This window comes from Pseudomonas sp. S3_B11 (genome assembly GCF_054667715.1).
Genome location: NZ_CP162749.1, coordinates 16,753 through 29,160 on the forward strand (window position 1 = coordinate 16,753; position 12,408 = coordinate 29,160).

At 62.4% G+C, this 12,408-nt stretch carries 13 protein-coding genes; 8 read left to right on the top strand and 5 right to left on the bottom strand.

All coding sequences use genetic code 11. The features are described from left to right. Positions 1-3 precede the first annotated feature (3 nt). Complete coding sequence (locus AB4O22_RS00075; protein WP_223472241.1) at positions 4-615, top strand: 3'-5' exonuclease; 612 nt, start codon at positions 4-6, stop codon at positions 613-615. A 185-nt stretch (positions 616-800) separates the two neighbouring features. Here AB4O22_RS00075 and AB4O22_RS00080 read toward each other — a convergent pair whose 3' ends face one another. Beyond that, positions 801-1,253, bottom strand: coding sequence for an Lrp/AsnC family transcriptional regulator (locus AB4O22_RS00080; RefSeq protein WP_460095747.1), 453 nt, complete (start codon positions 1,251-1,253; stop codon positions 801-803). 161 nt (positions 1,254-1,414) lie between these two features. On the opposite strand from AB4O22_RS00080, the gene yedA reads away from it, so the two are divergent. Beyond that, positions 1,415-2,317 (top strand): drug/metabolite exporter YedA, encoded by a 903-nt coding sequence (gene yedA / locus AB4O22_RS00085; RefSeq protein ID WP_003205832.1) that lies wholly within the window; start codon positions 1,415-1,417, stop codon positions 2,315-2,317. A 58-nt stretch (positions 2,318-2,375) separates the two neighbouring features. After that, positions 2,376-3,713 (top strand): DEAD/DEAH box helicase, encoded by a 1,338-nt coding sequence (locus AB4O22_RS00090; RefSeq protein WP_223472242.1) that lies wholly within the window; start codon positions 2,376-2,378, stop codon positions 3,711-3,713. Positions 3,714-3,834: 121 nt separating this feature from the next. On the opposite strand, the gene AB4O22_RS00095 is transcribed toward AB4O22_RS00090, so the two are convergent. Continuing rightward, the gene (locus tag AB4O22_RS00095; RefSeq protein WP_460095748.1) at positions 3,835-5,070 is read right to left on the bottom strand and encodes a TIGR03862 family flavoprotein; all 1,236 of its coding nucleotides are present in this window, start codon (positions 5,068-5,070) and stop codon (positions 3,835-3,837) included. Between the two features lie 276 nt (positions 5,071-5,346). Beyond that, positions 5,347-6,267, bottom strand: a complete 921-nt coding sequence (locus tag AB4O22_RS00100) for a histone deacetylase family protein (protein WP_003205826.1) — start codon at positions 6,265-6,267, stop codon at positions 5,347-5,349. 73 nt (positions 6,268-6,340) lie between these two features. Here AB4O22_RS00100 and AB4O22_RS00105 point away from each other — a divergent pair, with 73 nt between their 5' ends. From AB4O22_RS00105 to AB4O22_RS00115, 3 genes are all read left to right on the top strand, one after another. Beyond that, positions 6,341-6,910, top strand: coding sequence for a GNAT family N-acetyltransferase (locus AB4O22_RS00105; protein WP_003205825.1), 570 nt, complete (start codon positions 6,341-6,343; stop codon positions 6,908-6,910). A 104-nt stretch (positions 6,911-7,014) separates the two neighbouring features. Next, entirely contained in the window at positions 7,015-7,884 is an 870-nt protein-coding gene (tesB, locus tag AB4O22_RS00110; protein WP_003205823.1) for an acyl-CoA thioesterase II, read from the top strand. After that, positions 7,881-8,474, top strand: a complete 594-nt coding sequence (locus AB4O22_RS00115) for an HAD family hydrolase (RefSeq protein ID WP_460095749.1) — start codon at positions 7,881-7,883, stop codon at positions 8,472-8,474. The genes tesB and AB4O22_RS00115 overlap by 4 nt, the downstream gene beginning before the upstream one ends. Positions 8,475-8,617: 143 nt before the next feature. Here AB4O22_RS00115 and AB4O22_RS00120 read toward each other — a convergent pair whose 3' ends face one another. Further along, complete coding sequence (locus tag AB4O22_RS00120; RefSeq protein WP_460105814.1) at positions 8,618-9,565, bottom strand: alpha/beta hydrolase; 948 nt, start codon at positions 9,563-9,565, stop codon at positions 8,618-8,620. Then, positions 9,566-10,450, bottom strand: coding sequence for a KPN_02809 family neutral zinc metallopeptidase (gene ypfJ, locus AB4O22_RS00125; RefSeq protein ID WP_003205817.1), 885 nt, complete (start codon positions 10,448-10,450; stop codon positions 9,566-9,568). Positions 10,451-10,661: 211 nt separating this feature from the next. Here ypfJ and AB4O22_RS00130 point away from each other — a divergent pair, with 211 nt between their 5' ends. Both AB4O22_RS00130 and AB4O22_RS00135 read left to right on the top strand, forming a co-directional pair. Then, positions 10,662-11,438, top strand: coding sequence for an IclR family transcriptional regulator (locus tag AB4O22_RS00130; protein ID WP_123351415.1), 777 nt, complete (start codon positions 10,662-10,664; stop codon positions 11,436-11,438). 62 nt (positions 11,439-11,500) lie between these two features. Further along, the gene (locus AB4O22_RS00135; protein ID WP_003205814.1) at positions 11,501-12,379 is read left to right on the top strand and encodes a DMT family transporter; all 879 of its coding nucleotides are present in this window, start codon (positions 11,501-11,503) and stop codon (positions 12,377-12,379) included. Positions 12,380-12,408 lie beyond the last annotated feature (29 nt).

Below are 12,408 nucleotides of genomic sequence, written 5' to 3' on the forward strand. Positions count from 1 at the left end.
GGTTTGGAACGCATCGCAGTCATCGACTTTGAAACCACCGGGATCACCCCGAGCAGCAGTTGCCGGGCTACTGAAATCGCGGTGGTGATGCTCGAGCAAGGCCGAATCGTCGATCGCTACCAGAGCTTGATGAATGCCGGTGTGCGCATCCCTGCGTTTATCGAGCAACTGACCGGCATCAGCAACGCCATGCTGCGCAGTGCCCCGTCGGCGGAAAAAGTGATGAACGAGGTCAACGAATTCGTCGGCATCACACCGCTGCTGGCGCACAACGCCGCGTTCGACCAGAAGTTCTGGGATTTCGAACTGGGGCGAATCAAGCGCACCCGCCTGCAGAATTTTGCCTGCTCACTGTTGCTGGCCCGACGCCTTATGCCAGCGGCGCCGAACCACAAGCTCGGCACGCTCAACACGTTCGCCGGCCTGCCCCATACCGGCCAGGCTCACCGGGCCATGGCCGACGCCGAAATGGCCGCCAACCTCACCGCGCACCTGGCTTCGCAACTGCGGCAAAAGCATGGGCTGCGGGAGTTGTCCCATGATCTGTTGTGCAGTTTGCAGAAAGTGCCGGCGGCGAAGATCAACGAGCACCTCAAGCGGCATCGCGGGTTCTAAACACACCGTCGAACCAAAACTGTGGGAGCGAGCTTACTCGCGATAGCGGTGCGTTCGATCGTTCCCATGCTCCGCGTGGGAATGCCTCATCGGACGCTCCGCGTCCGGCTTCGAAGGGACGCGGAGCGTCCCCAGCTGCGTTCCCACGCAGAGCGTGGGAACGATCAAACTGTGGGCGATCAGTGTTACTTCCCGTTGCCTTCCAACTGCCCCAGCGGCACGCGCTTTTCAATGGCGCTGGACAGCACGATCGAGGTCTTGCTGAAGCCGAACTTGGCGATGCGGTTGATAAGCTCTTCCAGTTCCGGCATCGAGCCAACCGCCGCTTGCATGATCACGCACGGGTCTCCGGTGACCCGGTGGCACTCGGTCAGTTGCGGGATCTCGCACAGTTCGTCGTAGGTCTTCTGGTTGCCATGCTGGTTCATCCGCAATTCGATGACGCACTGCACCGGCAGGCCGATCTTCGCCATGTCGACTTTGGCTTGATAACCGGTGATGACGCCGCTGGCTTCCAGTTTGCTGACCCGCTCGGCTACGGCCGGGGCTGACAGGTTCACTTTGCGGGCCAGTTCGGCGTAAGACGCACGACCGTTTTCCAACAGGGCGCTGAGCAGCATGCGGTCGTATTTATCCACGGTATGGCTTCCTGTTGGTGTGACTTTCGAAAACACGATTTATAGCGTTGATATCCGTGTTTTGAAAAGTGTACGGCTCGGATAAACAGGTTTTGTAACTTATTTTCCGTCTGTCGCCTTTCTAGAATAACGTCTCTCATTGTCCTGACTTCGAGCTGAACATGCCCGGCCCACGCCGTTTTCCCTTGCCATTGATTGCTGCCTTTTTTGCCTTGTACGTCATCTGGGGTTCGACCTACCTGGTGATTCGCATCGGTGTGGAGCATTGGCCGCCGCTGTTGCTGGCCGGGATTCGTTTTGTGCTGGCCGGTTCGCTGATGTATGGCTTCCTGCGCTGGCGCGGGGCACCGGCGCCGACCTGGGCGCAATGGAAGGCCGGGGCCATCATCGGTGTGTTGTTGCTCAGTTTCGGCAACGGCGCGGTCAGTGTGGCCGAGCACACGGGCGTGGCGTCCGGGGTGGCGGCGTTGGCGGTGGCGACGGTGCCTTTGTTTACCTTGCTCTGCGGATATTTCTGGGGCGCGCGTAATACCCGTCTGGAATGGGCGGGGATTGTGCTGGGGTTGATTGGCATCGCGATGCTCAACCTGGGCTCCAACCTGCAGTCCAGCCCGTTGGGTGCGACCTTGCTGGTATTCGCGGCGGCGTCCTGGGCCTTCGGTTCGGTGCTGAGCAAACACGTGCCGTTGCCGGCAGGGGCGATGGCCAGTGCCGTGGAAATGCTGGTAGGCGGCGTGGTGCTGTTGATCGGCAGCGTGGCCAGCGGCGAGCACCTGGACAGCATGCCGCCGCTGGAAGGTTGGTTTGCCTTGGCTTACCTGACCTGCTTCGGCTCGATCGTTGCCTTCAATGCCTACATGTACCTGCTCAAGCATGTGCGTCCGGCGGCGGCCACCAGTTATGCCTACGTCAACCCAGCCGTGGCAGTGTTGCTGGGGATCGTGTTCGCGGGTGAAACCATTGGCGCTGAAGAAAGTCTGGCGATGCTGGTGATCATCAGTGCCGTGGTGCTGATCGGTTTGCCGCAGTGGCGCAAACCCAAGCCTGCGCCGGCCGCTTCCTGATTTAGGGTAAACTGCCGCGCATTGCACACCTTGCGCTGATTTTTCCTACGGTACTTCCATGACTTTCGCCACCCTTGGCCTGATCGAACCCTTGCTGCGCGCCCTCGAGACGCTCGGTTACCAGACCCCGACCCCGGTGCAGGCCCAAGCCATGCCGGCGGTGCTGGCCGGTCGTGACCTGATGGCCGCGGCCCAGACCGGCACCGGCAAGACCGCCGGTTTCGCCGTGCCGCTGTTGCAGTTGCTGGCCACCGAAGGGCCGAAGGTCTCGGCCAACTCGGTGCGAGCGCTGATCCTGGTGCCGACCCGTGAGTTGGCTGAGCAGGTCCATGAAAGCGTGCGTCAGTACGCGCAAAACCTGCCGCTGAGCACCTACGCTGTGTACGGCGGTGTCAGCATCAACCCGCAAATGATGAAGTTGCGCAAAGGCGTCGACCTGTTGGTCGCCACGCCAGGGCGTCTGCTCGATTTGTTCCGCCAGAACGCGCTGAAGTTCAATCAGCTGCAGACCCTGGTGCTGGACGAAGCCGATCGCATGCTCGACCTGGGCTTCTCCGAGGAACTGGCGAATATCTACAAGGCACTGCCGAAGAAGCGCCAGACGCTGCTGTTCTCGGCGACCTTCTCCGACGCGATCCGCCTGCTGGCCGGGCAGATGCTCAACGATCCGCTGAGCATTGAAGTGAGCCCGCGCAACGTCGCCGCCAACACCGTCAAGCAATGGGTGGTGACGGTGGACAAGAAGCGCAAGCCGGAATTGTTCGTGCACCTGATGCGCAAGAACAAGTGGAAGCAGGTGCTGGTCTTTGCCAAGACCCGCAACGGCGTCGATGCGCTGGTGGAGAAACTCCAGGGCCTGGGCATCAACGCCGACGGCATCCACGGTGACAAGCCCCAGGCCACCCGCCAGCGCGCGCTGGACCGCTTCAAGGCCAGCGAAGTGCAGATCCTCGTGGCGACCGACGTCGCCGCCCGTGGCCTGGATATCGAGGATTTGCCGTTGGTGGTGAATTTCGACCTGCCGATCGTGGCCGAGGACTACATCCATCGCATCGGCCGTACCGGTCGGGCGGGCTCGACCGGGGAAGCGATTTCCCTGGTCTGCGCCGACGAAGTGAACCTGCTGTCGGCCATCGAGATGCTGACGCGCCAGACGCTGACTCGTCAGATGGAACAGGATTTCGAGCCTGAGCATCGGGTTCCGGACACCGACGCCAGTGGCCAGGTGATCAAGAAACCGAAAAAGCCGAAGAAACCGAAAACCTCCGGTGGCGGCGGCAAGCGCAACCTGGGCAAGTGGGTGGACAGCGGCGACTCCTCGCCTGTGGAACCTTCGGTCAAGCCTGTGCGCAAAGTGCCGGTGTTCAATACCGGGCCGCGTAAGAAAAAACCCTGATATTAAGGCATTAGTGATCGTTCCCACGCTCTGCGTGGGAATGCCGCCCGGGACGCTCTGCGTCCCAAAAGCCGAACGCGGAGCGTCCGCAGAAGCATTCCCACGCAGAGCATGGGAACGATCACTGCCTCAAGAATTCCAGCATGCCTAGCCCCGCCGCCCGGCCACTGGCAAAGCACGCCGTAAGCAGGTAACCGCCGGTCGGTGCTTCCCAATCGAGCATTTCCCCGGCGCAGAACACGCCGGGCAATTGCTTGAGCATCAGGCGTTCATCCAGGGCTTCGAAGGTCACGCCACCAGCGCTGCTGATGGCTTCGTCCAAGGGGCGGGTCTTCACCAGGGTGAGTGGCAGGGTCTTGATCGCCTGGGCCAGCCGCGCTGGGTCAGTGAAGCACTCGGCCGGTGTGAGCTCGCGCAATAGCGCAGCCTTGACGCCGTCGATCCCCAACTGGCTGTGCAAGTGCTTGGCCATCGAGCGGGAGCCGCGAGGTTTGTTCAGGGCCTGGAGGATTTTATCCACAGGCCGACCGGGCAGCAGGTCCAGATGGAGGGTTGCGCTGCCGTGCTGGTTGATGGCTTCGCGAATCGCTGCCGACAGGGCGTAGATCAGACTGCCTTCGATGCCGGTGGTGGTGATCACGCATTCGCCGAGGCGTGGTACATCGTCGTTCAGGCCGATGGCGATGTTCTTCAGCGGGGCGCCAGCGAATTTGCTGATCATCAGGTCGCTCCAGGCCTCTACCTCGAACCCGCAGTTGCTCGGTTGCAATGGCGCCAGGGTCACACCGCGTTGTTCCAGCGGCAGCATCCAGGCGCCGTCAGAGCCCAGGCGCGACCAACTGCCGCCGCCCAGGGCCAGCAGTGTCGCGTCGGGGCGTAGCGTTTTCTCACCTTCCGGACTCGCTATGCGCATGCTGCCATCGGGGTTCCAGCCGAGCCAGCGGTGGCGCGTGTGGATCGCCACGCCGGCATCGCGCAGGCGCTTGAGCCAGGCGCGCAGCAGTGGCGCGGCTTTCATGTCGGTAGGAAATACCCGCCCGGAGCTGCCGACAAAAGTGTCGATGCCCAGCCCGTGAATCCATTCGCACAATTGCTCGGCGCCGAATGCCCGCAGCAGCGGGGCAATGTTCGGCGCACGTTCGCCGTAGCGGGAAAGGAAGGCCGGGAAGGCTTCGGAGTGGGTGATGTTCATGCCGCCCACGCCGGCCAGCAGGAATTTGCGGCCCACCGAGGGCATGCCGTCGTACAGGTCGACTTGAAGGCCCACCTGGCTTAGCACCTCGGCCGCCATCAGACCGGCGGGGCCGCCGCCGATGATGGCGACGTTTGGGGCGGAAGGCTTGGCGGTCGAGGTCATGATTTGAACTGGGGGCTGGGGTAGGCGGGGCATTCTACCAGCACAATTCTTTGTGGGAGCGAGCTTGCTCGCGATAGCGGTGTGTCAGTGACATTCATGTAGCTGACCCTCCGCTATCGCGAGCAAGCTCGCTCCCACAGGGGGTGGGTGGTGCTTTCAAAGAGGTGATCAAAAAACAGCCAAACCTCTGTACGCTACAGGCAGCATAGCCTGTAGGTCGTTTCGCTCAGGTTATCCACAGGCCGCTCCACAGGCATTGTGGGTAAAGCCCAGGTTTCAGTGACAACCTGATGACGTCCAGACCCTTTGTGCGCTGTGGTGCAGGATTCCGTGGCGGCGGGCCAGGGCCTGGCGGTCCTTGCTGTAGCCGCCACCGATCACGCCGACCACCGGGATATCGCGCCCCAGGCAATGGCGCATGACGCTCTCGTCCCGGGCGGCGAGGCCTTCGTCGGTCAGTTTCAGGTAGCCGAGGGCGTCATCCTTGTGTACGTCGACGCCGGCGTCATACAACACCAGGTCCGGCTGATAGAGCGGCAGCAAGTAGTTGAGCGCATCGTCCACCACCTTCAGATAAGCCGCGTCTTCCATGCCCATCGGCAGGGGGATGTCCCAGTCGCTTTGCGCCTTGCGTGCAGGAAAATTCTTTTCGCAGTGCAAGGAAACTGTCACGGCGTCCGGGGTGTCATGGAGTATTCGGGCGGTGCCGTCGCCCTGGTGCACATCACAGTCGAAAATCAGCACCCGCGAGACTCGGCCGCTGGCCAGGAAATAGCGGCTGATCACCGCCAGGTCGTTGAAGATGCAGAACCCGGCCGGGTGGTCGTAGTGGGCGTGATGGGTGCCGCCGGCCAGGTGGCAGGCCAGCCCATGCTCAAGGGCTTGTTCGGCGGCCAGGAGCGAGCCGCCCACGGCGCGCACCGTTCGGCGGGCGAGGGCTTCGCTCCAGGGCAGGCCAAGTCGCCGTTGGTCCTCACGGGACAACTCGCCGCCCATGTAGCGTTCGATATACGCACGGTCGTGGGCCAGGGCGAGGATGTCCGGCGGACACAGCGACGGGCGCAACAGGTCGGCGTCGCGGGTCAGCCCGCTGTCCACCAGGTGATCGCGCAACAGGCGAAACTTGTCCATGGGGAAACGGTGTTCCGCCGGGAAGTCGGGGCTGTAGTCTTCGTGATAGATAAGCGGCAGCGACATGGTGTTTTCAGTAGTGATTGAGTGACGGATCCTACCAGCGATGTAGACTCTGGGGCATGGAAGGGGAGTGAAAATGGAGCCGATACTGGAACTGGAAAGCGCGCGGCTGCTGTTGCGGCAGTGGCACGATGATGACTTGCCGGAATTTGCCGCCATGTGCGCAGACCCGCAGGTGATGCGTTATTTCCCGGCGCGCCTGAGCCGCCTGGAAAGCGCTGCCCTGATCGGTCGCGTGCGGGGGCATTTCGCCGAGCATGGTTTTGGTTTGTGGGCCTTGGAACGCAAGGACACTGGCGCCTTCATTGGCTTTACCGGGCTGGGTGTGGTCGGGTTCGATGCGCCTTTCACACCGGCTATCGAGATCGGTTGGCGCCTGGCCCGGGAACACTGGGGCCTGGGGTATGCCAGCGAAGCGGCCTGGACCGCCCTGCGTTGTGCTTTCGACCAGTTGACGCTGGACGAAGTGGTGGCGTTCACCGCCGTCGACAACCTGCCATCGCAAAAGGTCATGCAGGCCATTGGCATGCAGCACGACCCGGCTGACGATTTCGAACACCCGACACTCGCCGTCGGTCATCCATTGCGTCACCATGTGCTCTATCGCATCAATCGTGAGCAGTGGTTGCAGACCCTGCACGGTTAGCCGACACGGACGTTTACAATGCCCGCCAAAATGGCCCGGGCCACTATCGATCCGCCGCCGCAGCATAGACTGCGCGGTTTTTGCGCTGTGTGAGGAAAGTCTGAATGAGCCACGTGTTGGAAGATCTGGTCGACCTGCTGACCCTGGAACCGATCGAAGAGAACCTGTTTCGCGGGCGTAGCCAGGACCTGGGATTTCGCCAGTTGTTCGGCGGCCAGGTCCTGGGCCAGTCGTTGTCGGCGGCCAGCCAGACCGTGGAAGAGGCGCGCCATGTGCATTCGATGCACGGTTACTTCCTGCGTCCGGGCGACGCCGCGCTGCCGGTGGTCTACCAGGTGGACCGGGTGCGCGACGGTGGCAGCTTCAGTACTCGCCGGGTGACGGCGATCCAGAAGGGCAACCCGATTTTCACTTGCAGTGCGTCATTCCAGTACGACGAAGAGGGCTTTGAGCACCAGAGCAGCATGCCGCAAGTCGTCGGGCCGGAGAACCTGCCGTCCGAGCTGGAACTGACCCAGCAACGTGCGCACCTGCTGCCCGAGCACATGCGCGAAAAACTGCTGTGCCCCAAGCCGATCGAGGTGCGCCCGGTCACCGAAAAAGACCCTTACAACCCGCAACCGGCGGACCCGGTCAAATACGTGTGGTTCCGTGCCGATGGCGCCCTGGCGGATTCGCCGGCCTTGCATAAATACCTGCTGGCCTACGCGTCGGACTTCGGCCTGTTGACCACTTCGTTGCTGCCCCACGGCAAATCGGTGTGGCACAAAGATATGCAGGTCGCCAGCCTCGATCACGCCTTGTGGTTCCATGCCGACCTGCGCGCCGATGACTGGTTGCTCTACGCCATGGACAGCCCGTGGGCCGGCAACTCCCGCGGGTTTTCCCGTGGCAGCGTGTTCAACCGCGCCGGGCAACTGGTGGCCTCGGTGACCCAGGAAGGCTTGATCCGCCATCGCAAGGACTGGGCATGAGCCTGGCCGAGGTTCGTCACTGGGTATTCGACATGGACGGCACGCTGACGATTGCCGTGCATGACTTCGCGGCGATCCGCGTGGCCCTGGCGATTCCGGCCGAAGACGACATCCTCACCCACCTGGCGGCGTTGCCGGCTGATGAAGCTGCGGCCAAGCATGCCTGGCTGCTGGAGCATGAACGGGACCTGGCGCTGGGCTCCAGGCCCGCGCCGGGGGCGGTTGAACTGGTGCGAGAGCTGGCCGGGCGCGGTTATCGCCTGGGCATCCTCACCCGCAACGCCCGCGAGCTGGCCCACGTCACCCTCGAAGCCATCGGCCTGGCGGACTGCTTCGCCGTGGAGGATGTACTGGGCCGCGACGAAGCACCGCCCAAGCCCCACCCCGGTGGCCTGTTGAAGCTGGCCGAGGCCTGGAACGTGGTGCCCGAGGCGATGGTGATGGTGGGCGATTACCGCTTTGACCTGGACTGCGGGCGTGCGGCGGGCGCACGGACGGTGCTGGTGAACCTGCCGGACAATCCGTGGCCGGAGCTGACGGATTGGCATGCGCGCGATTGTGGGGAGTTGCGGCGGATGCTGTTCGCTTGAGCGCTGGGTTGACTGCTCGATTGCTATCGCGAGCAAGCTCGCTCCCACAATGGATTTGTGGTGAACACAGATTTTGTAATCGACAGAGAACCCCTGTGGGAGCGAGCTTGCTCGCGATAGCGCCCTGTCATTCGCGACAAAACTCACTGACCAAACAACACCTTCAACCCCTCGGGCGAAGTCAACATCCCATCTCCGTTATGCCCCACTCCGGGCACTTCGATCAGCCGCTGGTTCAACCCCACGGGATGGCGCCGGGTCAGGTAGTCGAAAAAGAAATGCCCGCGCAGTAACCGATACGGCCCCTGGGTTTGTGCTTCGCAGCCTTTATCCAGCGCCGGATGTTCCGGGTCTGTGTCTTGTTGCCCGAGCAAATAGACGATGTCGCGCTTGACGTAGTTCTCTTCCAGTTGCGCGGGTGTTTGCCCCGCCGCGTAGGCTGGCAAGTTCTGCGGGCCGTACTTCCAATGATTGAAGCCAGGGCAACTGGCCGGGTCGAAAGCCATGGGCCGTTGCGCATCGAAGTAGGCATAGGACGACGGGTTGGCGATGACAAAGCGTGGGTTGATCCGGTACTGGCCGTGGGCGAGCAGGGCATAGCGCTGCACGACCTGGGCGCCGCCGGAATGGCCGGCGATGACGATCTCTTTCACTTCGGGAAACTGTTGCCGGTCACTGACTCGCGCAACGATGTCGTCGAGTACCTGGTAGGAACTGACCGGGTTCGGCCCTGTGGATAAACCACCGGCCATCCAGTCGTTGCCTTGCCAGCGCAGGATGTCATTGGGCAATTGATGGCGCGCCACGTCCTGTTCATTGACGAACTGCGGGGCGATGATCAGGGTGGTGCCCAGTTGCCCGGCCTGCCCGGCAGCCTTTTCGGCGCTGTGCAGGTAGGTGTCGGCATTGCGCAGCCGACCGTGGAGGATGATCAACACGCGCTGGATGGACGCCGGCGGTGGGCTTACGCCGACGGCCAGGGCACCACCCTTGAACTGCAGTCGCCCTTGGGCGACCACGTTGACGCCGTGTTCCTCGGCCTGGGCAACGGCGCAGCACAGCACCAGCCCGATCAACGCCCCCCACTTCATCTACAGGGTTTTCGCCGCGAACGTGTCGCACTGGCTGACCTGGCCCTGGGCGAACCCGGTCTTGAACCAGCGCACTCGCTGCGCCGAAGTGCCGTGGGTGAACGAGTCCGGCACCACGCGGCCCTGGCCTTGTTGCTGCAAGCGGTCATCGCCGATGGCATTGGCGGCATTCAAGGCCTCTTCGATGTCTCCCGGCTCCAACCAGTTCAGGCGTTTTTGCGCATGGTTGGCCCACACACCCGCCAGGCAATCGGCCTGCAACTCCTGGCGTACCAACAAGCCGCCATCGCCCTCCATCTGCCGCCCTTGCTGGCGTGCTTCCTGGATTTTCGCCGACACGCCGAGCAGCGTCTGCACATGGTGTCCGACTTCGTGGGCAATGACGTAGGCCTGGGCGAAGTCTCCGGCGGCGGCGAAGCGTTGGGACATTTCCTTGAAGAAACTCATGTCCAGATAGACTTGCCGGTCTGCCGGGCAATAGAACGGACCGGTCGCCGACGAGGCAAGGCCGCAGGCCGAGTTGACCCGGCCGCTGAACAACACCAGTTTCGGTTGCTGGTATTGGCGTCCGGCCTGTTGGAAAACCTGGCCCCAGGTGTCTTCGGTATCGCCAAGGATCGAGCGCACGAACTCGGCCTGTTCATCGTTGGCCGGTGGCGCCTGGCGGGTCTGTGAAGAGGTGGGTGCGGATTGATCCATCTGCCCGGCCAGTTGGCCGAGAATCTGCATCGGGTCCTGGCCGGTGATCCAGCCGATGCCGACGATCAGGAGGACGGCCGTCAGGCTCAAGCCCTTGCCGCCGCCGAAACGCATCCCGCCACCGCCCCCACCGTCACCGCGAGCGTCCACCACGTTGTCACTGCGGCGACCTTTTTTCCATAACATGTGGGCGTTCCTCTGATTGGCCGGGGTGTCACTGTATTGCCGTTGCGGTGAGTCTAGCTTTTGGGGCGTCAGGATGCGCGTGATGCCTGAGCTTTCAGGCAACCGTCGCGGGGTTTGGTTCATCAGCGCATGAATGAATGGCGCACCGGTTCCAGAATTTGCATTACACTTTGTATATTCTAGAATCGACGAACTTACCTTTGGATCGCTCATGGCCGGCAGTCAAATCGAACGGGTTTTCAATGTGCTGGAAAGCCTCGCCAGCGACCCTCGCGGCTGGCCGCTGCTAGGCTTGGCCGAACAGTTGCAGATTCCCAAGAGTGCCACCCACCGTTTGCTCGCCGAACTGATGCGCCTGGGCTATGTGCGCCAGAATCCCGAGAACCTGCGTTATCACTTGTCGACTCGCCTGGTCGCCATGGGCTTTCGTTATCTGTCGCGAAGTGGAGCCGACATCGTCCAGCCAGTGCTCGATCGCCTTGCACAGGAAACGGGTGAACTGGTGCGCCTGGGTGTCATCGAAGGGGAGTGCCAGACCTGGATCGCCAAGTCTCAGGGGGCCCGTTCCGGCTTGCGCTACGACCCGGACATGGGGCGTGAGACGCCGTTGTCCTATACCGCGTCGGGCCATGCCTGGCTGGCTTGCATGAGTGACGCCGAGGCGTTGGCACTGGTGGCGCGCCAGGCTGTGCAAGTGCCGGCGGACGCCGGGCCAAACGCACCACGCAGCCCGGCTGAACTGCTCCAGTACCTGCACCAGGCCCGCGAGCAAGGCTATGCCTGTGTCGAGGAAAGCTCGGCGATCGGCACGTCGGCCATTGCCGCTGTGGTTCGTCATCCATTGGATGGCCGAGTCATCGGCGTATTGAGTGTTGCCGGCCCCAGCGCACGGATGACGCTGGCGCGGTTGCACGAGCTGGCACCGACCTTGCTGGCGTTTGCCGAGGAGCTATCGCAAGCCAGTCAGGCCTCGGAGTTGTTCAGCTGAATGCGGTCTCATCCGTCACAGGCAAGCCTTGCTCCCTACATCACGCAACGCAGGATTCCTACATGACCGTCAGCACTCCGCTTTCCGGCGTCAATCAGGCTTTCAAGGGCATCCTGCTTATTCTGGTGGCGACGTTTCTGTTCTCCAGTCATGACGCCTTGTCGAAATATCTCTCGGGTTTCTACCCGATCATCATGGTGGTCTGGGCACGTTACGTGGTGCACACGTTGTTGATGGCGGGTATTTTCCTGCCGCGCTCGGGGTTGCGGGTCCTGCGGACCAAGCGTCCTTTGTGGCAACTGGCCCGGGCGCTGTGCCTGCTGGGCACCAGCCTGTTCTTCACCACGGCGCTGTTGTATATCCCGTTGGCCGAGGCGACGGCGGTCAACTTCCTCGCGCCCGTGCTGGTCACCGCGTTGTCGGTGCCATTGCTGGGCGAACACGTGACACGCGGCCAATGGATCGCGGTGATCTTCGGCTTTATCGGGGTGTTGATCATCGTCCATCCGGGTGGGGATCTGTTCACCCCGGCGGTGATATTGCCGTTCTGTTCGGCGCTGTTCTTCTGTTTCTACCAACTGCTCACGCGCAAGCTCAGCGAGATCGACAGCCCGACCACCAGCAACTTCTTCGCTGGCCTGTGCAATACGTTGGTGATGAGTGCGCTGGTGCCGTTCTTCTGGCAAGTGCCGAGCCTGTTGCACGGTGCGATGATGCTGGCGCTGGGTGCCTGCGGGATGACGGCGCACCTGATGCTGACCCAGGCCTTCCGCTTTGCCGCCCCGGCGCTGCTCGCGCCATTCGGGTACTGCCAGATCGTGTTTGCCGGGCTGCTGGGCTGGTTGTTGTTCAACCACACGCCGACGCTGACCACCGTGGTGGGCATCACCTTGATCTGCTTGAGTGGGTTGGCGGCGGCGTGGCAGCAGCGGCGGGCTTAACACCGATTGTGAAGGGGGTAATTGTGGGA